This is a genomic window from Scytonema sp. PCC 10023, assembly GCF_963920835.1.
In the GTDB taxonomy this organism is placed as follows: Bacteria; Cyanobacteriota; Cyanobacteriia; order Cyanobacteriales; family Nostocaceae; genus Kalymmatonema.
Genome location: NZ_CAWUDP010000036.1, coordinates 71,534 through 92,478, shown reverse-complemented (window position 1 = coordinate 92,478; position 20,945 = coordinate 71,534). Strand labels below are relative to the sequence as shown.

The window sequence follows — 20,945 nt, the reverse complement described above, 5'->3', positions numbered from 1 at the left end:
CAATCGCCTCTGGCACTGCGCTTTGGGCGATCGCCTCTGGCACTGCGCTTTGGGCGATCGCCTCTGGCACTGCGCTTTGGGCGATCGCCCTTTCATCCGCACCCCGATATTCTGGGGAAGTCATTTCCTGCCAATGCAATTTTCCTGACAGCAGTTCTTCGCGCGAATATCCCACCATCTGGAGAAAGGCATCGTTTGCTTCTGTGATTTTCCCGCTCAGGTCTGCCAAAATAATCCCTATGATATTAGACTCAACCAAACGTCTAAACCGAGCCTCACTTTCTTGGAGTGCTTGAAAAGCTTGCGAGCGTTCTTGTTCTAAACGCTTGCGTTTAGAAATTTCCTTGTCCAAATGCTCATTTTGCTCTTTTAATCTTTTCGTGAGGTTTCGCAGACGTAGGTGAATATTAACTCTTGCTAAAACCTCTTCACTCTCTAAAGGTTTGGTGATGTAATCCACTGCCCCAATATTCAAACCTTTGACCCTATCTACCCTCTGTGCAAGAGCAGTCAAAAAAATGACAGGAATATCTTGGGTAGCTGGATTTGTTTTCAACCGACGGCACGTTTCAAAACCGTCTATTTTTGGCATTAATATATCTAATAATATCAGGTCTGGTAAGGCAGATTCTGCTATTTCCACTGCTCTTTCCCCATCGTCAGCCATTAAAACTGTAAAGCCAGCATTATCTAACAAATTGAGCAAGAGTTCTATATGTGCCTTATTGTCATCCACGATTAAGATGACACCTTTTTCAGTGGTATTAATACTCATTAATGCCTCTTAAAAATGTTTTAAAAAGTTTTCCTGAGAAAAGCTTTGTCGATTTAATAGATGACACACCTAGTACTGAATACTCAGCAACGTTAGTCGCACGCCACTTGCTTCTCCTTACAAAGACGCTGCGGGAACAACGGGGGGAACCCCCAAGGGCGCAGTGGCTCCTCAACGGGAGTCTCCTCCGCTGGGTGCTGGCTCCTCAGGACTGTTTTTGTTACAGAGGTAACCATAAGCTTCTTTACAGAACTTAACTAGCTTGACTTTCCAGTGAATCATCTGCATAAATGCCTCCGTTTTCTAGCATCTAGCAAGCAGTCTATGAGTTTAGCCTTGTTCAGTTCATCAATCACAAGCTCGACTCTTGTTTGGCTTTGGTATTAAATCAAATTCTTTCAACTATCACGATTATTTAATCATTACGTAATTCAAAGTTAAAAAATGTTATTTAAAGTCAAAGATATTGAAGTAAGTACTCACATTATGTTAAGAAAATAAAGACTTATCAGCAGATACGTGTCGGAAATTGCACTGTCTTGAAAAATAGCTTGCGAATGGAAACCTCGCAAGGCTTTTTTCGCTTTTTTTCGTCAAGGCAGTCATTGACTGCCGGATCTGTTGACAGTAGGCTATCGACTATTGACCAGAATTTCAGTCATTAGTCAACTGTCAACGCACTTATCGTTCATTCTTACAGCCAGCAATTTTCACGCTTTTAGACTATGCCAAGAAACCTAACCCCCAACCCCTTCCCTACAAGGGAAGGGGAGTAAGCCTCTGTCAGTAATAAAAGCTGCTCCTCTTCCCTCCCCTTTTAGGGGAGGGTTAGGGAGAGGTGGACAGAGCAATGGAAGCGAGGTCTTTCCTTGTGGCCCATTTACCTAAAAAACGCTGTAAATCAGACTGGAGAGCGGTTTTCAGCTAAGGTGGGCATTGCACACGAACATCTCAAAAGTCCATCACATATGCTTTTATGGGCAATGCCCACCCGAAGATTTGTGGTCTAATCATAAGAATAAGTGCTGTCAATCAAAGGATGAGCTTAAATTTCTTAAGCAGATTCTTAAGCAGACATTTGTTGCACGTGCCACTCTCGTGCTTGTTGACGGATGCTTTCTAATTCTTCTGGGGAAATTCGGTCAAGATGTCCCAAAATAAAGCTCATCCGTCCTTGAGACTCAAGTTTACTGCGGTGACGGTCAAGAAAATCCCAGTAAAAGAAATTGAAAGGACAAGCATTTTTACCTAGACGTTCCTTGGGATTATAAGCACATCCTTTACAATAATCGCTCATGTTCTGGGAGTGGAACCATAATCTCTAATGTGCCTTGCCTATATGCAACTCGACTGCTGCGGTGTTCCCCCAACTCGTTGAGAATTGCCTCAAATTCTTGCCAACTAATATCTTCCAGCAGCACCCGCTGAAAGGAGTGGAACTCGAATTTGTTTGAGTTGTAATGTCACCATAATCGCTTTGCTCAAATTCACGCCGGATCAGCTCTTCTGTGTGAACTGCTGCACTAACAACTGTACCCCTAACGCCAGCAACCCTAACGCCACTATCCCAAATATCCCAGTTCCCAAAGCAATCACACCTACAACCAAGGTACGTACCGCAGAGCCGATATTCACTACCATCGGGTTATCTGAATGAATAGGTTTAGTGGCAAAAGTTGTGGCTATAGCAATCATCAGAGAGTACCCTGCATACCCAAGTCCCCCCGAAATCACCGCCCCAGTTATACAACGTAATGGAGTTGGTTGAACCTGGACTTGAGTCTCTGCTTGTTGTGTTAAATTTTTGTCACTCATAAAATCTTCGCGTCCTTTGGGATTCGTATCTGATTCTTACATCGATGATGCCACCTGAACCCCATGTGATGTCATCCGAGCCACAAACAATTCTAAATCGTCATCAGCAAGAGTCTCCCTCACTTGAAGTTTAACTTTTTCCGCCTGCTGTTGCGAGTCACAAATAGCAAATACACTCGGACCAGAACCAGACATCATTGTCCCCAAAACACCAGCACTTGCAAATGTCTCCCGCAGTTGCAATACTTGCGGATGTGCTGGTAACACTACGCGCTCTAAATCATTGTGCAGCTTTTGAGCAATCTGCGTTGCGTCCTTATTTAAAATAGCTTTTACTATTGGTCCGGAATGTATCGCTGCTGCACGGGCTGACAAGCTGTCGGTATCTTTGAGATAGGAATCACCAAATTGTTGTCGATAGGTTTTGTATGCCCAAGGGGTAGACACTGCAAGGCTACGATATTTACCCAATACTATATATATGTTGTCTAAACTGGGAAGCGCAGAAAGTTGCTCACCTCTTCCTGTGGCGATCGCCGTTCCGCCAGCGACACAAAACGGCACATCTGAACCTAATTGCGCTCCCAATTCCTCTAACTCTGATTGAGTCAGTCCTAGCTTCCAAAGTAAATCTATCCCTACCAACACTGCTGCTGCATTCGTCGAACCCCCAGCTAACCCCGCTGCAACAGGTATGCGCTTGTTTATGGTGATGTTGACACCGCCATACCTGGCAAAGGCGTTTGGAAACTCTGCCGCCATGAGTTCGGCTGCTTTGTATGCAATATTACTATTGTCTATGGGAACTTCTGGATGGGGGCAACGAACGCTTATGGCTTGATTGTCGCTTGCTTCTAAATGAATTTCGTCCGCTAGGTCGATACTTTGGAGTATCATAACTAACTCATGATATCCATCAGGGCGATCGCCAATGATTTCCAGATGTAAGTTGATTTTGGCAGGAGCGATTAGGGTGTAGGAACGCATTTTACAGTGGTTACGTAAATTCTCAGGACTTTTGTACAGACGCGCTAGTCATGAAAGCGTCTCTACATATCTCCTAACTCATTTGCTAGAGCTACCCATTGGCTAACGCTGAGTTGTTCAGCGCGAGCTTGAGGATTTATCTCTAATTTTTCCAGCAATTGTGACAGGCGATCGCGTTCTACGAGCGATTGCAAATTATTTCGTAACATTTTACGTTTTTCCCCGAATCCCAACTTCACCAAAGTTTCCAACTGTCGCGTGTCTGTGGCTGGTGGTTCAAATTGGCGTGGAACGAGGCGCACGACTGCTGAGTCTACCTTGGGTGGTGGGTAAAATGCTCCAGCTGGTACAGTATAAATCAACTCGCACTCTGCCAAATACTGCACTCGTACTGATAGCGCCCCAAAAGCTTTTGACCCTGGTTTTGCTGCCAGCCTTTGAGCAACTTCTTTTTGTACCAATAGCACTATCGAGTCATAAGGTTCAAGGTTTGGGTTAGCAATTGTACCCAGTAATTTTTCTAGAATTGGTCCTGTGATGTTGTAGGGAATATTGGCAACAACTTTATTCTGGTTTTGAAAAGCTGGAAATGGTGCTAGCAAGGATGGTAAATCTAGCTCTAGAAAATCTCCTTGCACAAGTAAAAAATTTTCTTTGCGTCCGAATTCTTTTGTCAATCGCTCGCACAAGTCCCGGTCTATTTCCACCGCCAGCAAAGATTGTACCAACGGTAATAAGCGGCGAGTCAGGATACCTGTACCAGGACCAATTTCCAGGACGCAGTCAGTTGATTGTAATTGGGAAGCTTGAATAATTTCGTTGAGCGCTTTTTCACTTTTGAGCCAATGCTGAGCAAATTGCTTACGTGGTCTTACCTTTTCTGTCATGCTTTTAGCCTTGTTCAATTTCCATTACCGAATTCGGCGGAAGGCTCCACCCTCCGCGAAGCAGGGTGGGCGAGGTTGCGCCGGATGATGACGAAACCATCTCCGACCAATTCAATCCTACGGATTGAAAGGGAGTGGGGTGGTTGAGGAATCATCAATCTCCGGACTCGGTAGTCGGTCAATCCAATCTTCTATCAATTGAGTCATCGTCTTTTCTTTGCCTTGTGCAACCGCCTTTAGCTTCTCGTATCTTTTCTTGGAGATGCGAACGTGTATATCTTTTTTCTCCATCTTGATGTACATTATATGTACATTCATAATAATATATAAATGGTCGATGACCCACCCGACTGTATGGAACAGAAAGGCTAACTTCAAAGTAGTCAGACTTGCCGCAGCAACATCAGAGATCGGGAAAAACGTGAGTCCAGCTGGTCGGCTATCGCCGTAAATCCAAGACAAGCGTACCGTAGAACAATTAAATTGCCCTTGGTTGACGGGCGACTGCCTGTGGACGCTGTGTAAGACCATCATCGACTTGAGTGTCGAACATCCTTTCGGGAATGTCCCTAACGTGGCGACGGCGGATGAGACGGGAAACTCCGCGCGACGAATAAGAGCGTCCTTGTGCAAGCTGAATCTTGGGAAGCCCCAACTTCAGCCGAAGGCAAGTTGGGGTACTTCACTTTTGTAACAATCGATGTCTAATAAGAGATTTGCGGTGACTCTCAATACGGTTCGGATAAGACTTGATCCCCCCAACCCCCCGATCTTCGGGGGGCTAATTTCCCCCCTATAAACGGCTAGAGGAGATCTTTGAAGGATGAACATGGCGTTCCCGTACTGTATTGCGGTGACTCTGGGATCAACTAGCATAGCAATTACCAAGCATTGAACCGAGACCGGGTGATTGCAAAGATGCCAATCGAAAGGCAACAACAGAGGCATATGTAGCCATCATCAAGGTAATTGATTTTAGTCAAGTACGGAATTCCGTATAGATTTATTACTGTTTATACTCCTAAATAACTTTGTCAAGTTATTGCAAATTTTCTTTACAAACCTTTACTATTGTTAACAACAGAGAGAAAAAGGAAAAAAACCATGACGGCACGCAGCTACATAGTAGAAGAAGGGAATCGATTGAACAATTACGCGATTGAACCCAAGATTTACGTGGACGAAACCCAGAAGTTTGGCTTCACTGAGTATGCTGAAAAGCTCAATGGGCGTCTGGCAATGATTGGCTTTGTCTCACTTATCGCGCTCGAAGTTCTTACCGGACACGGTTTGATTGGGTGGCTCAGTAGCTTGTAAATACAAAGCTGAATTCTTAGAAATTGACCAGTCTATATAAATAAAATTTGGAGAAATAACGATGAGAACTGACTTTGACTTTCCTAAAGCGGACTTACTTGGACCTGTTGTGTTTAGACCTGATTTCAACAACTTTGAAGTCATCAGCGCTAATCAAGCTTGGTCATTGTTTTTCACCGGCGGTCAGGAAGATAAAGCACTGGGAAGAAATGCTGAATTGGGTAAATTTTTCACTAACCTGTTGATTGCTATCACAGTGGCTGGGAGTCTGGGGGGAGCTGTTTTCACTCACCTTGCATGAATAAGCTCTGTCTTGATTGTCGTTAATACGAAGTATTCTCAAAGCCCTGGTTACCTTGACCAGGGCTTCTTTTTTTAGCCGTAAGTTGGAACCGGAGGGCGATCGCCTTTGGCAGTGGGCTTTGCCCAATCGCCATATACGCGAATTGTTGACCGAAAATAATGGGATACAAGCCCCGTCCTAAAGGAGCGGCTTTTCTTCTTTAAGCTTATCAATCCAATCTTCTATAAGCTGAGTCATAGTCTTTTCCCTTTGTCTCGCAATTCGTCTCAGTTTTTCAAGTCTAGACTTAGAAACTCGTAAACTTAATCTTTCCCTCTCCATTTTATCTACCCATTATCTACCCAAAGATGTTATCATAAATGTATTGATTCAAGTGAGCCTGGTTGTGAAAGCAAGATATCAGTATCGTTTTTATCCAACAGATCAGCAGCAGGTGAGTTTAGCTCAGTTGTTTGGTTGTGTCCGTGTGGTTTGGAACGATGCCCTTGCTATTTGTAAACAGTCTGAGAAACTGCCAAGTAATAACGACTTACATTCATTTGGTGATTACTCAAGCAAAGAAGACGGCTGTGCGAGAGTGGTTGTCTGATGTTTCAAACATTCCTTTGCAGCAATCGGTTGCAGATTTGGGTGTTGCCTACAAAAACTTTTTTGATTCGCTCAAAGGTAAGCGCAAAGGCAAAAAGGTAGGCAGTCCTAAATTTAAAAAGAAGACTGGTAGGCAATCAGCCCGTTTTAGAATTGGCGGTTTTTCTATTAAAGGTGAAGAGGTCTATTTAGCTAAGATTGGGAACGTTAAACCGATTTCGCCTGTGAGTTTTACCCTCCGGGTATGCCTTCGGCACGCCAAGGGCGAACGCAAGTTTCGACTCGACGGAAACCGCCAAGACTCGAACTAGCTCACCGTCTGCACCTAGCTCCGTCACTGTAATTAAGGATTGTGCAAATCGTTACTTTCTCAGCTTTGTTGTAGAAGTTGAGCCTATTCATATTGATGCCCTTACGGGTATGTCCTATGCCTTCGGCACGCCTAACGGCGAACGGACACGCTACGCGTTGGCGGAGCCTGCGCTTTGCGCTTACGCCAGTCACCTGCTGTCGGGAAACCCTCCGGCAGTGCTGGACTCACTGAGAACCAAAGTATTGGTATTGATTTAGGAGTCAAAACATTTGCAGTTATGAGCAACGGCGAGAAAGCGGTAAGTCCTGATTACTCAAAGCAGGATCGTAAAATTCGCAAGCTTCAACGCAAATTGGCAAGGCAGCAGAAAGATTCTAAGCGTAGAAACAGAACTAGAATCAAGATTGCGAAATCGCATAATCAAATCGCAGATACCCGCAAAGACTTCCTGCACAAACTGTCGACCATTGTGGTGAGCGAAAACCAAACCATCATCTTGGAAGATTTGAACGTGTCAGGAATGGTCAAAAATCGTAAACTTGCCAGAGTAATAAGCTTGCAAGGTTGGCGAGAATTTCGCTTCCTGTGCGAAGCAAAGTCTGAGAAGTTGGGTAGAACTTTTCACGTCATCAATCGTTGGGAGCCAACTAGCCAAGTTTGCTCAGATTGCGGTTTTAAGTGGGGTAAACTCGATTTGTCTGTCCGTTCAGTGTTGTGTCTGAATTGCGGGACTGAGCAGGATAGAGACGAGAATGCAGCCAAGAATATAGAAATGGTCGGCATGGGGCATCGGCACGACCTTAAACGGACGCTTAGCGACTGTAAGACCACTTCGGTGGCGCGTTGCTGTGAGCCGTCAAGAATCACCGACCTTCTAGGTCGGTGAGTATGTCAATTACTCCCCTTTTGCTTCTTCGCTAATTTCTGTTGCTTGCGTTTCAGATTTGTTTCATGTGAGGAAGGGAAATTCCCGCCCGCCTTGGTTAAGCCGAAGTTTGAGATTAAGTTTTATAAAGAAATAGCAAATCTTGCGTAATTTCCTTTGTTTGAGCTGAGAACTATAACATATGCTGCAACAACAATCACGAATACTCCCTGCACTGTCATTTTGTCAGGCAGGGGTTTTTCTATCTAGTGGAAAACGCACTTTTCCAACTTTTCTACCGTTCCTTATGGAGAGTATTTATACTTATGCTCAACGTCTATGAAGAAATGATATTTCTTACGTAAAACTACTTAAGTGAGACTGAGAACTAACTAGAGGTTCATTGGGTTAACATGAAAAACACATTTTAATAATACAACGAGTGCAAACTTGAGTGATTCCATTGGGAATACTTATGAATTATTATATTTATGATTAGCCATTAATTCTAATATATAGAAATAGCAAAAAATCAAGAGATATTAATGTATCTCTTGATTTTTTCCATATCAACTCTGAGTTTCATATAATAGGAAAACATTAATAAGATGGAAGAAAAACCATATTTCGCTCCACAAACTTCAGGAGAACAAGATACCTCGAATAAATTTAGTAGGGACAACGAACATTTATTGGTTCACTTTCATGAATCCAAAGCTTTAATAGATGCAATTGATAAGTATGAGCAAGCTGTTAAACGATATATTGACCCAGAAATCAACCGTGAAGAGACTATTTTGATAGTATCGGCTCTGATTGAAAAATTGGCAAGTTCCCTACCCAGGTATCTTCAAGAAGAGCCAGGTATGAAACAGGGGCTGATGGATGTTATTAAAGAGATGCGAGAAAAAGGTTTTCCAATTAATCAGTCTTTAAAAGAGCAATTTATTAAGTTTGTTGTTGGGATGAAGAGTATGATTCAACAAACTTTAGCAAAAACTTTTTCATTCATAAGGTCTACTAAAACTTAAAATCCTTTGACAGTTGCGCCAATACCTCTGTAATTATTGCATGACTCTATCATGCTGCGAAAACCTGCTCGACACTCAGCGTGAGTTCTGGAAAAGTACGCGAGACAATTCTATCTTGACCTCGATATGCAGTAGACATGAATGCACCAAAATTGACAGAACGATTTGAAGCAGCATTGATATACGCCACTCGCTTGCACGCAACCCAAACTCGCAAACTTGGCGACGTTCCTTACATTGCACATCTGATGAGTGTGGCGGCTTTGGTACTCGAAGCAGGAGGAAATGAAGATGAGGCGATCGCCGCTCTTTTACATGATGCCGTAGAAGACCAAGGAGGCAAAGCGACTCGTGAGGAAATTCGGCAGCTATTTGGCGAACAAGTTGTGGAAATTGTCGATGGTTGCACAGAAACAGACATCACACCCAAACCCCCTTGGCTAGAACGCAAAACCCGCTACATAGAACATCTGCGTTATGCTTCACCATCAGTGCGACGAGTGTCGCTTGCTGATAAACTTCACAATGCTCGTTCCTTACTAGCAGAATGGCAACAACAAGGCGATGTTATCTGGAGTCAGTTTAAGGGTAGCAAGGAGGATACATTGTGGTTTTATCAGTCGTTGGTGCAGGTATTTCGGGAGACTGGTTCTGACTGGATGACTGAGGAATTGTCACGAGTTGTGTCTGAATTGTTTCAGCAAAGTTGATAGGTAGTGGTTTGTTTCATTAGTTTTGATATGTCCTAAGGGTGAGATCCCCGACTTCTTTAAGAAGTCGGGGATCTTGTAACCCATCAGAATTAATGCGATGAACCAGTAGTAAGTTGATCAAGGCTGGTAATTGGCTAATTCTTGCGCCGCCTCTGCTGCCATTTGTTGCCGAATAGATAGGGGTCTAATAACTTCGCCTTTCGGTCGCCATTCTCGTAGGCGCATCATAACATTGATATCGCCAGTACGTATCCATGCAATGTAATAGGCATCGTCTCTAGAACACTGAGTGATAATTTTTAACAACTGTTGACGTTCTTGCTGGTCTGAAGTATTTCTAGTCATTAACTCTGGTAATTGGTCGTATGCAACTGCACAAAATGTCGGATGCCTTGTCGTGTTATCGACGTACCATTTAGCAAAATCTGCTGGAAAACGGAGAATGAGCAATTCTTTTTTTAAATAAAAATTAAAACCCCAAGCTGCTTTCAATTCCGCATCAATATATTCTGGCGTAGGTAGAGTTCCTGTATGCCACATCTGTTTCAACTCCTTGGGAACAAGGGGGTCGCCCCATGCCAAAACTTTTAGGCGATCGCAGGCAATCCGATCTAAGCGGTAATTGTGCCATGTCACATCGCCATTGGGGTCGATACCGTAAGCACTAAGGTATTTGGCACGGCGCAGGTAATGCAGACACACTGGATAAACAGTAACTTTGACTTTTCTCTCTATAGCTGCTAACCAATACTCAAACTGCACGACGCCACCAGGAGGTTTGCGCCAAAGCCGTTCTATTTGTTCTTGGTAATTATCCACCCGGTCTTGCATTTCTTGAGAAAGAATGTAGTCTAGATGCAGGAATATTCTTTGCTGCGGGTCTTTGGCATAAAGCTTTCCAGAGGTGGAATCTGCAATTTGCTCCCACAACTTGCCGATAATTAATGACAAGTTTGGCTGCACAAATGAAATTGACTCCAAGACATGCAGTAGTTCCCATGTCTGTGCTTGGTCTAGAGAAGCTAGACTAAGTTCTGTGCTTGTTTGTGTGGCTGTTTCGTCTGGGAGAGTTGGTAAATCTGCTACCAAAACACAGCTATACCTTCCTATCTCGATTGATTGCAGCCACCCCTGCTGGACAAGTTGCTTAAGGTCATCTCTAAGAGAACGATGTACGGTAGCAAAAGGACGCTGTTGCAGCATCTTATGTAGTTCCTCTGCACTCATCCCGGTTAGATGAAGTATGGACTGCTGCCATTGGTCAACACTAAGCTGGAAGTTCTGCTCAAATACAATTTCTGAGAAAGTGAGATGACAAATGCAACTGCGATCGCCGCACTGGGTAGTCATTTCTTGAGCATTTAACTTATCGCTTTTAGGATGACGGTAGGCAAATAAGCGATCGCGCAACTGGGAGTATGTAAACGCAGCCGGGAGTTGGCTTGCCCAGTTTGTCTGACTACCATACAGCTTGTTAATCAGCACCCACAACCGCAGCGATCGCACCAGCCGATTAGCAAGTTGTCCTGCTGCCAGCCATTGCAAAATTTGGGGAGTGGGTGGTAAATGAAAATCTTCAGTCAATTTTCACACCTATTTATTAAGTAGTTGGAAAAATATATTCAGTACTTAACTGCTATTTATAGTATTTAATAACACTTCATTTATAAGTGACATGAAAAGTTAAGAACCTCCTGAAAACCTTGTAGAGAAACAGTTTTATAAACTAGTGATTATAACCTCAGCGTTATTATGAATCTATCTGTAACAATAATAAATTTAATGGAAGACCCCTCTTCTACTGAAGATGACATAATATGAGAGAAATAAAAAGCACTAAGAAAAATGAGCGAAGGCAGTGTTACAGCTTTGCGCCTGTATCTAAGTGAATCACTGTTAGCACAAGGTTTGAAATACCAGGTGCTATCGATTGAATTAACCAAAGGCGATCGCCTGATAGAACCGCAAGACATAAAAAATCTAGAACTGCCCTCTGGTATCGATACTACAGGTGGTGTGGTCATTTCTGGTCGCGCACCGATGTGGCTTTATTCGTACCTCACTCATGAACTACATCCTACCGCTTGGGTTGCTTGCTATGACCCGCGTTTGGGAGCAGTGGTATCCGCCACTCATTCCCGTCAAGTCTACATTGGTCAAGTCATTCTCATTAGTCCACCAAATGGACGACAAAATCATGGGTTTAGTAAAGAAGCAAGAAACACTGAAGCTGGGTTATGTCCAGCCTTAATGATAGTAGGACCACCAGATAGCGGTAAAAGCGTACTATCCCATGCTTTGTTTCAAGCTTTATTATCTGAGCATCCCGATATTTACCTGCAACGCGCTCACTGGGATGGAGAGGGTAACTATGTTTTAGAATTAGGTGCAGAGGCGACTGATGTAGAAATTGAAGCATTTAAGCTACGCAATAAAGGTGCGTTGACAGAACGGTTTTTCCCTTATCATGCTCAAGCAATATTACAACTGCGGCGTCACAAGTCATTGGTCATTGTGGATGTTGGTGGGATGGTGCAGCCAGAGAAACTACCAATTTTAGAAGCTTGTACTCACTACTTAATAATTAGTTCTAAGCCAGAAGCGGTGGATGCGTGGCATGAATTTTGTCACGATAGGGGCAATTTAACGCCTGTAGCAGTCATTCACAGTACTTTAGCTCAGAGAGAAGAGGTTCATAAAAAAGAACCATATTTAGAAATGACGAGCGGTCCTTGGGTGCGGGGACAGGTAAAAACTATTTCCGAAAATCTACTTAAACAGGTCAGGTCAATTTTTGTATTAAAAAACTGATTATCTTTCTGAATCAAGCTGAATTTCCTGAATATGTAAGTATCCAGCCCACCTTTATCATGACAAATTCGCAAAATTCGTCACATCAAGAAGCTTTAACTGTCATTCAGCAAGCAGTATCAGATTTAGCTAACTGGGCAGGCTTGCAGCTAACTAGACCGGATGATTCTGATGCTATTGAAGAGGCTAAAAAACACTTGCAATGGCCAAGCGATCATACACCCAAACCGTTAAGATTATTATTTGACTCTGTAAAACTGCCAGAAAGTCAAGGTCAAGATAAAAATCATTTTTGGAAGCCGAGTGCAATTGATAAATCCAACCCCAGCATTCCCTATCCCCAAGAAAAAGAACCAACATCACAAGACCTGGAAGCGTTAAAGCAAGAAATTTACAATGAAATCAGTTTTCTCCAGGATAGCCAAGAAGACTGGAAGAACCTCTCTTTGCTAACGCTAATCCTAGAAAAATTTGGCTCATTCATCAGCTACGGTCAAGAGAATGTAGCATTAGTTGATATAGCGAAAACAACAGCAGCAGTTGCAGCTTCAATAGTAAATACAAATGATCCAAAAACAGCCCAACTAAGCATCGTGGCTGGGGACTTGTCGGGTATTCAAAACTTTATCTACACGATATCTTCCGACGGTGCGCTCAAATCATTGCGGGCGCGTAGCTTTTATTTAGAACTCGTAACCGAAGAAGTCGTCGCGCAACTACTAACGCACTTAAAGCTTCCTCGCACCAATGTTATATACGCAGGCGGCGGTAACATATATATACTTGCTCCAGGTACAGACGCGACAAAAACGGCTGTACAACAAGTTCGGTTGCAGTTCAACCAATGGTTGCGAGAGAAATTTCAAGGGAAAATTTATCTTGCTCTCGATAGTTCAAATAAATTTCCTGTTGCAGATATAGGTAATGCTGAATTTAGCAAACATTGGTCAGAAGCTACCAAACAACTTGCTGCTTATAAAGCGCGTAAGTTTGGCGATCGCATTGATGAACTTGTCGCGTTAACCACACCATATTACGCCCATACCCCTTGCAAAGTTTGCCATCGTGATGACGAAGAGGATTTAAAACCGCTAAACGAAGAACCGGGTGCAGCAATGGCTTGTAGTACCTGTCGCACCATGTTCGGGTTAGGAGGGAAGCTGTTTCGCGTTGATGCTATTGTGCGATCACAACCACAAAAGGTAATAGGTAAGCAAAAAGATGAAGAAGATAAGCTTTGGTTTCAACTACCTGCAATTAATGGGCTAAATGAAATAAATGTTTATTACAAGCTAGTCGATTTCGATTATCGTCAACGAGATAACTTTGAGAGATTAAAGCAAACAATTTCCGAGAATCATACCGTTTTATTAGTCAATAATTGGTATTTAAAATATTACAAATTTCGCAACTGTATACCGATACTACTTGGAAATTATGGTAAGAAAGCGAAGAACGACAATCGTTTTATGCGTGCCGAAGAAATGGCAGAAATTTCTCACGGTATCAAACGAGTCGGTTATTTACGAATGGATGTTGATAGATTAGGACAAATCTTTGCTAAGGGTTTGGCCGAGAATCAAACATTAGCAAGATTAGCTGGATTATCAAGGCAAATGAGCTACTTTTTTAAAGTATATCTCAATAGTTTAGCAGCCAATCGTAGCGATAATATTTCAGGAAAAATTAAACAATTACCTCATGGCAGCAACTCTCTGAGCAATAATAGCATAGACAAAACATCATCAGAAGATAAGGGTAAAAATCTACTTTTTATCTATGCTGGAGGAGACGATTTATTTGTTAGTGGAGCCTGGAATGAAATTGTTAATTTTTCCTTCGATATTTACCAATGTTTTCGTGCCTATACAGGGCATCATCCAGATATTACCCTTTCAGCAGGTGTTAGCATTGCCGAGCCTAAGTTTCCCCTTTATCAAGCAGCAGATGAATCAGGAGATGCAGAAGGTAAAGCAAAAAACAACGGACGTGATAGCTTAGGGTTATTTAACCAAGTATTTAAATGGGATGAATGGCTGGGAATTGAAAAACGAAATCATTTAGATAAAAAGAATGAAGTACAAAAGAATAATCTGAAGCACTTAGATAAAAATGATGAAGTACAAAGGAAGATTATTGAATATCTTGAACAAGAAGAGAACCCATACATATGGGGTATATTACCTTTTGTTGAGAGATTAGAACGCCAAAATATTGGAAAAGACTTCTCGCGCAACTTCGTTCGGAATTTATTGATTACAGCACAAGCTCAAGAACAAGCTCTAAAAAAAATAGAAGACAAAAAGTCAAATCATGCAATAGAAACACGTTATTATTTACACCTTCCGAAAATAGCTTATACATTAGCAAGATTACCGCAAAATGTATTAGAGGATGATGAATTTCGCATTTCTTTGAAAAATCCATACAACGCTCCTTACTTTCGAGCGATCGCAACTTGGATTGAACTACTAAATCGCAAGTCTTAAAATATGTCACAAATCGATATTCAAAAACCAATTGTTGAACAAATAAAGACAACTATCACAGGACTAAAAGATGGATTGAAAAGCTATCCTATCCGTGACTTAGTTAAGCACGCGGAAAAATTTGGACTATATCTAAAACAGCAGCGTTTGGAAACCAACCAAGTACGCAAGTTCTTAGATGCTATTAATCAAATTAAAGCCCTACTTGCACAACAAGATGAAGATAAAAATCTGCAAGAAGAAATAGAAAACATACAAAAACAAGCAGAAAAAGAGCAAGAGACAATTAGGCAAACCCTAAAGATTGCAGAAAAAGATTTGAATATTAAGCTCAAAGATATCCAAAAAAAAGCTAATGATGATAAAGACAAATTGATTTTTGCAAAAATAGAGGCTGATGTCGTACTTCTCAAACCAAAACTTGCTTATGCAGCAGCCCGTCAGCGTTCTGCCAAACCTTTAGAAGAAGTCATCTCACTAGCAATTGATAAAGTCGAAAGTACAAAAGATTTTGAACGCCTCGTTCAATTAATTGAATCAATTATAGCCTATCATAAAGCCGAAGGTGGAAAATAATTATGCCCGCATCTCTCGAACAAAAACCCTTACTTGGTAAATTTACGCTTAAAAGCCAAATTGAAGTCAAAACTGGATTGCATATTGGTGGAGGTGGTGAAAACCTTGATATCGGTGGACTCGATAAACCCGTTATCCGTGACCCTTTAACCCAATATCCCTACCTTCCCGGTTCTTCTATCAAAGGTAAATTACGTGCAATTACAGAGAGATTATTAAATAAACCCCTCAATCGTACTGGAGGAAGCGGTACTTACCGCTATGAAAGCGATGATTTAGAAGACGGAATTACAGAAATTGATGGGCTGATGATTCCATATGAAGGAGCGCTCACTTGCCAAATTAGTCGTCTATTTGGCTCAACGGGTGGAACAAAATTTTGGATGCCGATCGCTGTTGCGGAAAAAGCAGGACTGTACGATCCTAACAAACCTGACGAATCACGCAAGAAAACAATTCAAGGTCAAATCTATGTTCAAATCAATCGTGGACGCAACTGTCCAGCACGCTTAATTGTCCGCGACTCCCATTTATCACCTCAATCAGCCGAACAACTGAAAAAAGTAGACACAGGTCTATTTATGACCGAATGGAAATTTGAAAACGGTATTGATCGCGTTACCGCAGCTGCTAATCCTCGACAATTTGAACGCGTCCCCGCAGGTTCGATATTTGAGTTTGAACTTGTTTACACCGTCGAAAATGCCCAACAAGCGATTAAAGATTTAGAAAATATTGCGATCGCGCTAGCAATCCTTCAAGACGATGCTTTAGGAGGTCACGGTTCTAGAGGTTATGGCAAAGTAGAATTTAAAAAATTCAATTTCTTTTACCGGGATTTGGAGTATTACCGTCGAATTACCAATACTCCTAAAGATGGTTCAGGGATAGAAGAAATTCCATCTGCTAATAACATCCAAGAATTGTTAGATAACTTTACCGGATTAAGCGAAAACATTCAACGGCGATTACCAGAGAGCTAAATATGGGTGAATGGCAACTTGTCAAACTCAACTTCGGACGGTCAAGCGTCCATTTCGGGGAGTTGGGTATTGGTATGGAAGAGTCAAAAGAACGAGTACGTTCTGATACTTTATTTAGTGCGTGGGTGAGTAATTACGCACAGTTATTTAGGAAAAATCCAGATGAAGCAGGAAAACAACCAGTTGAAGAATTATTAGAAAAGTTTCTTCAACCGAAGCCCCCAATGCGGATAAGTTCGACTTTTATCTACCGCGAATGCAAGAATAATACCAAAAATAATACTATTTTCTACCTTCCCCGTCCTCTCAAGTTTCCGATTAACTACCCGCAGCATGATGATCTAGCATTTTTTAAAACCTACAAATCTCTCAATTATCTACCGCTTGACATTTGGCACCGCTGGTATCAAAAAGAAGGATTTACTCAAAAAGATGCTCAAGAATTAATTGATAAAACCAAAGGTAACGCTAAAGGCAAACTCAAACAAGCTGGTACGTTTGATTATCAAGAAGCATTCAAAAATCACAAACTACCTAAAGTTGCCATAGATAGGACAACCAGCGCCACCAATTTTTACCATACAAAATACATACAATTCGATTGGGAGCAAAATGGTAGCGGTATCAAAAGCTTATCAGGGCTGTATTTCCTAGTATATTTTGAGGACACCAACCCGCAACTTATTGCAGAATTGAAAGCAGCACTGGACTTGCTGGGGGAACAAGGAATTGGAGGAGAACGTTCCAGCGGTGCAGGACTATTCCAACCCGAATGGTTGGATTTAAAGCATGCTTCCCCTACTTGGGAAAATGTCGTCAAACCTTTAGATGATAAGGCTTATCAATGCTTAATTAGCTTATTTTGGGATGATGATAAATCTATCCTTAAGCAATTAATTATAGATAATTTTCACAGCAGCTACGAAATCCAAGAACGGGGTGGATGGTTTTCTGATGGAAATATTCGCCGCAAGATGGTAAGGATGTTTGCAGAAGGTTCGGTGTTTCCAATTGAACCGCAGGGAAAGCTGGCTAATGTTACACCTAGCGAACTCATCAATAAGGATGGTACTTATAAAACCCATGCTATCTACCGTAGCGGTATCAGTTTAAGCTTACCCATCAAAATACAAATCTAAAATCCAAAATGCTTGCCTCTATTGCCCTCAAAAAGCCCGAAGTTTACGAGTCAAAAAAGATACAGCTAACTAGCCCTATCTTGCATATTGGTTCCGCAGTATCAAGGCTAAACCCGTTTGAATACGTGCAAACATCCAAAAAAGTTTACCTTCCCAACCAAGAAGCACTTGCCAAAGCCCTTAACAAGAAAGGTGGTAGATATCTCAATGACTATATCCAAGCAATTAGCGATCGCCAAGATATAAGCAATCTACTCAAAGATGCGTTTGGGGAACAGTGGTGGAGTACAACCGATGCAAACGGAGAGTTAATTTTCCCGAAAAACGCCATTAGCCAAAAGCTGACAGATGATCGCATCACCGAATTGCGTCCGATGATTCGCAATGGGATGGGACAGCTATATATACCCGGTTCATCGATTAAAGGGGCAATTAGAACTGCGATCGCATACTACTTGCTCAAACATGGCGATCGCTACAACGTACCTAAAAATCAAAAAGTTAGCGAAATCGAGAAAAAATTACGCAGCAGATTAGGAGAACTCAGTAATAAGCACAAGCAAAAATCTACCGATGACGACCTTTTTATGGAGACTTTATTCTCAGAATATACTCTTACATATCAAGATAAAAGGTACAACGGTAGCAGTCAAAACACCGATTTTCTTAGAGCGCTGAGTGTCAGTGATTGCGAACCTCTAATTGAAAGTAAGATGACTACTAAAAAAGGGCAATCAATCCCTGTTAACTTACCCGTCGTTGCCGAAGTCATAGTATCCAGTCGCTTCCCTGACTATCTCGCAAAATATAGAGCTTCTCTTTATGTTGAAATGGTACGAAATGCCCAAACAAAATTTATCTTAACGCTTGATACAGAAATGCTTTCTTGGTTCAAGCACAAACAAGGAATGAAATTACCATTTCAAAATCTAGACGAACTTATCCAAATTTGTCAGGAGTTTAGCCAAGAACAATGGGATTATGAACATGATTACTGGAACGATATCAAAAATAATCCTAGAGCATCAGGCAGGAATTTAGATTTTAATTATATTCGTGAATTTTATGAACCAGACAAATCTCCTTACAGCTTGAGGCTGGGATGGGGTAGTGGTATGACTGGAACCACAGTTGATTTACTGCTAGAAGACGAACTACGGGAAGAAATTCGTGATACTTGTGGTTTAAAAGCACCTGGTTTTGAAGCACCAAAGTCTAGGCGGACTGTGATGAATCCGAACGGTGAAATCAAATTTGTTCCTGGATGGGTTAAATTTAAAACTCTATAAGACTCATGCTCATTCGTTCTACCTGGATATTAAACGTATCCGAGTCAACAATCCTACCCCGTTCTTATGGATTGGAACTCGTTAAGCAACTGCATCAACAACTAGGGGGTGAAATGGGAGGCGAAGCTATTCCCCCAATTTCTTTTTCAGGAATTCTCGGATTGACAACCATCGCCAAAGACTTTATGACTTTCCATCCAGAAGAGTTTTACCAATTATCTCTCTGTGGATTACAGGACGTTGCAGCAAAAAGTATTTTTGCTCTAAATTTATCAGAATTTCTAGAATTTCTGGGAGCTAAATTCAACGTTCTCAACCGCGAAAACGAAACTACCAGCTATGAGGAACTATACACAACTTTGGTAGCAAACGAACCAGAACCAGTCAGACGATTCAACTTGCAATTTCTCACACCCACAGCTTTCGCACAGGGTAGTGCATCATTACCCTTACCCGTACCTCCATTGATGTTTCGCAGTTGGTTAGAACGCTGGAACCATTTTGCGCCTATTTATTTGGGAAGTGATGAACTAATTGCTTACCTTAGCAATGCTATTCTCCTAAAAAATCACAAAATTCAAACACGAAGTTGGCAATTACATAAAGGCTATGTTAATGGATTTGTTGGTGATGTAACGCTACAAGTTTTTAACCGTGCTGACCCCTTGCTGGCAAATGTGGCTAATTTATTAGTTCAATATGCGCGGTTTGCGGGTACGGGAATGAAGACGCGTTTAGGGATGGGGCAGACAATTGTCAATTTGAAAAAATAAAGGATGGAAACTATGAAAATTATTTCGTTTCTTGGCTTTAATAATTATGATGAGACTACTTATCTTAATCCACGCGGTTCTGGAGGATATAAAACTCCTTTCTTTCAAGAGGCATTAGTTGAGTTTGACAACCCTGAAACTCTCTACATTTTGCTGACTAAAACAGTAGAAACAGTTCCTCCAAAAGGAGCATCAGAACCTAATTGGGATGCTCTAAAAAATCGATTGGATAAGAGGGTAAAGTTGCAACCCATAAAAAATATTCCTGAACAAAACAGCCCTTCTGATATCTGGTGGATATTTCAGCAGGTAACTAACTGTTTAGAGCATGGAGATAGCGTTATATTTGATATCACACACAGCTTTCGCTCTGTACCTGTGGTAGCATTGATTGCCGTTAGTTATCTGAGAGTCGTGCGAAGTGTGAATATTGAGGGGCTTCTCTACGGTGCCTTTGAAGCTAAAAACAAGGTAACTAATGAAACGCCCACTTTTGACTTGTTGCCTATTGTTAGCCTCTTGGAGTGGACAACCGCTACTGATCAATTTATTAAAACAGGTAATGGACAGGCATTAGCAAGCTTGCTACACAGTAGTAACTCCAAAACCGAGAATTTAGCAAGAAGTATAGATGGGATTGCTCAAGGGCTGCAACTGTTGCGACCGATGGATGTTATGCAAGAAGCCGCTAATTTACCACAACATATTGCAGACGCTGCACCCATTATTTCTCAATCTGTACCACCATTTGTTAGTTTGCTAGAGCGTGTAAAAAAAGATTACTGTGATTTCGGGTTGGCAAACCCAATTGACTATCAGAAAAACGCTCAAGCGTCCCTGTTGCGCCAACTGGAGATGGTGGAATGGTATGCAGCGAAAGGACAAACAGTTCAAGCATTATCCATGGCAAGAGAGTGGCTCCCTTCCTTATTATGCTATTACTTTAACTTAGATCCTTTAGATAAAGAAAATAGAGAAGAGATGGAACTTTTGCTAAATGGAGGCAAAATTAAGGATAAGGAAGATAATACAATTAAAGAATCAAGATATTTGGACGAATGGTTAAAACTTCCAAAACAAAAGAAAAAGCAACTAAACAAATTATGGGGCGGGGAATTCAATTTAGCTAATCTACGTAATGATGTTTTACATGCAGGATTCCGTAAAAATCCTAAAAATGCAAAAGATATTCTTCTTCAAACTGAAGCCATCATTAAAGAACTCCAAACCATTAGTACTGTATGGAATTTGAAGGATGAAACTATATAGTCATTTCTTTAAATAAAAATC

Annotated in this window: 22 protein-coding genes and 2 pseudogenes; 15 read left to right on the top strand and 9 right to left on the bottom strand. The window is 41.6% G+C overall.

Translation table 11 applies throughout. From position 1 onward, the window contains the following. From ACM0OZ_RS22015 to ACM0OZ_RS21980, 8 genes and pseudogenes are all read right to left on the bottom strand, one after another. Nucleotides 1-775, bottom strand: a 775-nt coding sequence (locus ACM0OZ_RS22015; RefSeq protein ID WP_414584945.1) for a response regulator, incomplete at its 3' end; no start/stop codon positions are given. A gap of 1,066 nt (nucleotides 776-1,841) precedes the next feature. Next, nucleotides 1,842-2,072 (bottom strand): annotated as a pseudogene (locus ACM0OZ_RS22010) (cryptochrome/photolyase family protein); the annotation flags it as partial. Then, nucleotides 2,068-2,245 (bottom strand): annotated as a pseudogene (locus tag ACM0OZ_RS22005) (Uma2 family endonuclease); the annotation flags it as partial. The pseudogenes ACM0OZ_RS22005 and ACM0OZ_RS22010, both read right to left, overlap by 5 nt. A gap of 27 nt (nucleotides 2,246-2,272) precedes the next feature. Then, the gene (locus ACM0OZ_RS22000; protein ID WP_414584944.1) at nucleotides 2,273-2,590 is read right to left on the bottom strand and encodes a DUF3082 domain-containing protein; all 318 of its coding nucleotides are present in this window, start codon (nucleotides 2,588-2,590) and stop codon (nucleotides 2,273-2,275) included. A 36-nt stretch (nucleotides 2,591-2,626) separates the two neighbouring features. Continuing rightward, nucleotides 2,627-3,577 (bottom strand): 4-(cytidine 5'-diphospho)-2-C-methyl-D-erythritol kinase, encoded by a 951-nt coding sequence (ispE, locus tag ACM0OZ_RS21995; RefSeq protein ID WP_414584943.1) that lies wholly within the window; start codon nucleotides 3,575-3,577, stop codon nucleotides 2,627-2,629. A 62-nt stretch (nucleotides 3,578-3,639) separates the two neighbouring features. Beyond that, complete coding sequence (rsmA, locus tag ACM0OZ_RS21990; protein WP_414584942.1) at nucleotides 3,640-4,464, bottom strand: 16S rRNA (adenine(1518)-N(6)/adenine(1519)-N(6))-dimethyltransferase RsmA; 825 nt, start codon at nucleotides 4,462-4,464, stop codon at nucleotides 3,640-3,642. 117 nt (nucleotides 4,465-4,581) lie between these two features. Then, nucleotides 4,582-4,782 (bottom strand): hypothetical protein, encoded by a 201-nt coding sequence (locus ACM0OZ_RS21985; protein WP_414584941.1) that lies wholly within the window; start codon nucleotides 4,780-4,782, stop codon nucleotides 4,582-4,584. A gap of 160 nt (nucleotides 4,783-4,942) precedes the next feature. Continuing rightward, nucleotides 4,943-5,119, bottom strand: coding sequence for a hypothetical protein (locus ACM0OZ_RS21980; protein ID WP_414584940.1), 177 nt, complete (start codon nucleotides 5,117-5,119; stop codon nucleotides 4,943-4,945). 449 nt (nucleotides 5,120-5,568) lie between these two features. Between ACM0OZ_RS21980 and ACM0OZ_RS21975 the strand changes: the two genes are divergently transcribed. The 7 genes from ACM0OZ_RS21975 (at nucleotide 5,569) to ACM0OZ_RS21945 (ending at nucleotide 9,592) form a co-directional block, all read left to right on the top strand. Then, entirely contained in the window at nucleotides 5,569-5,781 is a 213-nt protein-coding gene (locus tag ACM0OZ_RS21975; protein ID WP_096563015.1) for a chlorophyll a/b-binding protein, read from the top strand. 61 nt (nucleotides 5,782-5,842) lie between these two features. Further along, the gene (locus ACM0OZ_RS21970) at nucleotides 5,843-6,082 is read left to right on the top strand and encodes a hypothetical protein (RefSeq protein ID WP_073630022.1); all 240 of its coding nucleotides are present in this window, start codon (nucleotides 5,843-5,845) and stop codon (nucleotides 6,080-6,082) included. Between the two features lie 376 nt (nucleotides 6,083-6,458). Continuing rightward, nucleotides 6,459-6,674, top strand: a complete 216-nt coding sequence (locus ACM0OZ_RS21965) for a helix-turn-helix domain-containing protein (RefSeq protein ID WP_414584939.1) — start codon at nucleotides 6,459-6,461, stop codon at nucleotides 6,672-6,674. Beyond that, nucleotides 6,655-6,984: a hypothetical protein gene (locus ACM0OZ_RS21960; protein ID WP_414584938.1), complete on the top strand. Its 330-nt coding sequence runs from the start codon at nucleotides 6,655-6,657 to the stop codon at nucleotides 6,982-6,984. The genes ACM0OZ_RS21965 and ACM0OZ_RS21960 overlap by 20 nt, the downstream gene beginning before the upstream one ends. 174 nt (nucleotides 6,985-7,158) lie before the next feature. Beyond that, nucleotides 7,159-7,872 (top strand): RNA-guided endonuclease InsQ/TnpB family protein, encoded by a 714-nt coding sequence (locus ACM0OZ_RS21955; RefSeq protein ID WP_414584937.1) that lies wholly within the window; start codon nucleotides 7,159-7,161, stop codon nucleotides 7,870-7,872. Nucleotides 7,873-8,459: 587 nt separating this feature from the next. Beyond that, complete coding sequence (locus tag ACM0OZ_RS21950) at nucleotides 8,460-8,882, top strand: hypothetical protein (protein ID WP_414584935.1); 423 nt, start codon at nucleotides 8,460-8,462, stop codon at nucleotides 8,880-8,882. Nucleotides 8,883-9,019: 137 nt separating this feature from the next. Continuing rightward, nucleotides 9,020-9,592 (top strand): HD domain-containing protein, encoded by a 573-nt coding sequence (locus ACM0OZ_RS21945; protein ID WP_414584934.1) that lies wholly within the window; start codon nucleotides 9,020-9,022, stop codon nucleotides 9,590-9,592. Between the two features lie 120 nt (nucleotides 9,593-9,712). Here the strand turns inward: ACM0OZ_RS21945 and ACM0OZ_RS21940 are convergent, their stop codons facing one another. Continuing rightward, nucleotides 9,713-11,179 (bottom strand): TIGR03985 family CRISPR-associated protein, encoded by a 1,467-nt coding sequence (locus ACM0OZ_RS21940; protein ID WP_414584933.1) that lies wholly within the window; start codon nucleotides 11,177-11,179, stop codon nucleotides 9,713-9,715. Between the two features lie 261 nt (nucleotides 11,180-11,440). Here ACM0OZ_RS21940 and crn3 point away from each other — a divergent pair, with 261 nt between their 5' ends. The 8 genes from crn3 to csx2 are packed head-to-tail and all read left to right on the top strand — an operon-like array spanning nucleotide 11,441 to nucleotide 20,924. Then, nucleotides 11,441-12,406, top strand: coding sequence for a CRISPR-associated ring nuclease Crn3/Csx3 (crn3, locus tag ACM0OZ_RS21935; protein WP_414584932.1), 966 nt, complete (start codon nucleotides 11,441-11,443; stop codon nucleotides 12,404-12,406). A gap of 59 nt (nucleotides 12,407-12,465) precedes the next feature. Then, entirely contained in the window at nucleotides 12,466-14,895 is a 2,430-nt protein-coding gene (gene cas10 / locus ACM0OZ_RS21930; RefSeq protein ID WP_414584930.1) for a type III-A CRISPR-associated protein Cas10/Csm1, read from the top strand. A gap of 3 nt (nucleotides 14,896-14,898) precedes the next feature. Beyond that, complete coding sequence (gene csm2, locus ACM0OZ_RS21925) at nucleotides 14,899-15,471, top strand: type III-A CRISPR-associated protein Csm2 (RefSeq protein WP_414584929.1); 573 nt, start codon at nucleotides 14,899-14,901, stop codon at nucleotides 15,469-15,471. A gap of 2 nt (nucleotides 15,472-15,473) precedes the next feature. Continuing rightward, complete coding sequence (csm3, locus tag ACM0OZ_RS21920) at nucleotides 15,474-16,454, top strand: type III-A CRISPR-associated RAMP protein Csm3 (RefSeq protein ID WP_414584928.1); 981 nt, start codon at nucleotides 15,474-15,476, stop codon at nucleotides 16,452-16,454. A 2-nt stretch (nucleotides 16,455-16,456) separates the two neighbouring features. After that, nucleotides 16,457-17,593 (top strand): type III-A CRISPR-associated RAMP protein Csm4, encoded by a 1,137-nt coding sequence (gene csm4, locus ACM0OZ_RS21915; RefSeq protein WP_414584927.1) that lies wholly within the window; start codon nucleotides 16,457-16,459, stop codon nucleotides 17,591-17,593. A gap of 8 nt (nucleotides 17,594-17,601) precedes the next feature. Beyond that, nucleotides 17,602-18,882 (top strand): type III-A CRISPR-associated RAMP protein Csm5, encoded by a 1,281-nt coding sequence (gene csm5 / locus ACM0OZ_RS21910; protein ID WP_414584926.1) that lies wholly within the window; start codon nucleotides 17,602-17,604, stop codon nucleotides 18,880-18,882. A 5-nt stretch (nucleotides 18,883-18,887) separates the two neighbouring features. Further along, complete coding sequence (cas6, locus tag ACM0OZ_RS21905; protein ID WP_414584925.1) at nucleotides 18,888-19,655, top strand: CRISPR system precrRNA processing endoribonuclease RAMP protein Cas6; 768 nt, start codon at nucleotides 18,888-18,890, stop codon at nucleotides 19,653-19,655. Nucleotides 19,656-19,667: 12 nt separating this feature from the next. Continuing rightward, the gene (gene csx2, locus ACM0OZ_RS21900; RefSeq protein WP_414584924.1) at nucleotides 19,668-20,924 is read left to right on the top strand and encodes a TIGR02221 family CRISPR-associated protein; all 1,257 of its coding nucleotides are present in this window, start codon (nucleotides 19,668-19,670) and stop codon (nucleotides 20,922-20,924) included. Nucleotides 20,925-20,945 lie beyond the last annotated feature (21 nt).

Coding starts and splice junctions, on each gene's coding strand:
- ACM0OZ_RS22000 (WP_414584944.1), bottom strand. CDS start 2,590: ATGAGTGACAAAAATTTAACACAACAAGCAGAGACTCAAGTCCAGGTT.
- ispE (WP_414584943.1), bottom strand. CDS start 3,577: ATGCGTTCCTACACCCTAATCGCTCCTGCCAAAATCAACTTACATCTG.
- rsmA (WP_414584942.1), bottom strand. CDS start 4,464: ATGACAGAAAAGGTAAGACCACGTAAGCAATTTGCTCAGCATTGGCTC.
- ACM0OZ_RS21985 (WP_414584941.1), bottom strand. CDS start 4,782: ATGAATGTACATATAATGTACATCAAGATGGAGAAAAAAGATATACAC.
- ACM0OZ_RS21975 (WP_096563015.1), top strand. CDS start 5,569: ATGACGGCACGCAGCTACATAGTAGAAGAAGGGAATCGATTGAACAAT.
- ACM0OZ_RS21970 (WP_073630022.1), top strand. CDS start 5,843: ATGAGAACTGACTTTGACTTTCCTAAAGCGGACTTACTTGGACCTGTT.
- ACM0OZ_RS21950 (WP_414584935.1), top strand. CDS start 8,460: ATGGAAGAAAAACCATATTTCGCTCCACAAACTTCAGGAGAACAAGAT.
- ACM0OZ_RS21945 (WP_414584934.1), top strand. CDS start 9,020: ATGAATGCACCAAAATTGACAGAACGATTTGAAGCAGCATTGATATAC.
- crn3 (WP_414584932.1), top strand. CDS start 11,441: ATGAGCGAAGGCAGTGTTACAGCTTTGCGCCTGTATCTAAGTGAATCA.
- cas10 (WP_414584930.1), top strand. CDS start 12,466: ATGACAAATTCGCAAAATTCGTCACATCAAGAAGCTTTAACTGTCATT.
- csm2 (WP_414584929.1), top strand. CDS start 14,899: ATGTCACAAATCGATATTCAAAAACCAATTGTTGAACAAATAAAGACA.
- csm3 (WP_414584928.1), top strand. CDS start 15,474: ATGCCCGCATCTCTCGAACAAAAACCCTTACTTGGTAAATTTACGCTT.
- csm4 (WP_414584927.1), top strand. CDS start 16,457: ATGGGTGAATGGCAACTTGTCAAACTCAACTTCGGACGGTCAAGCGTC.
- csm5 (WP_414584926.1), top strand. CDS start 17,602: ATGCTTGCCTCTATTGCCCTCAAAAAGCCCGAAGTTTACGAGTCAAAA.
- cas6 (WP_414584925.1), top strand. CDS start 18,888: ATGCTCATTCGTTCTACCTGGATATTAAACGTATCCGAGTCAACAATC.
- csx2 (WP_414584924.1), top strand. CDS start 19,668: ATGAAAATTATTTCGTTTCTTGGCTTTAATAATTATGATGAGACTACT.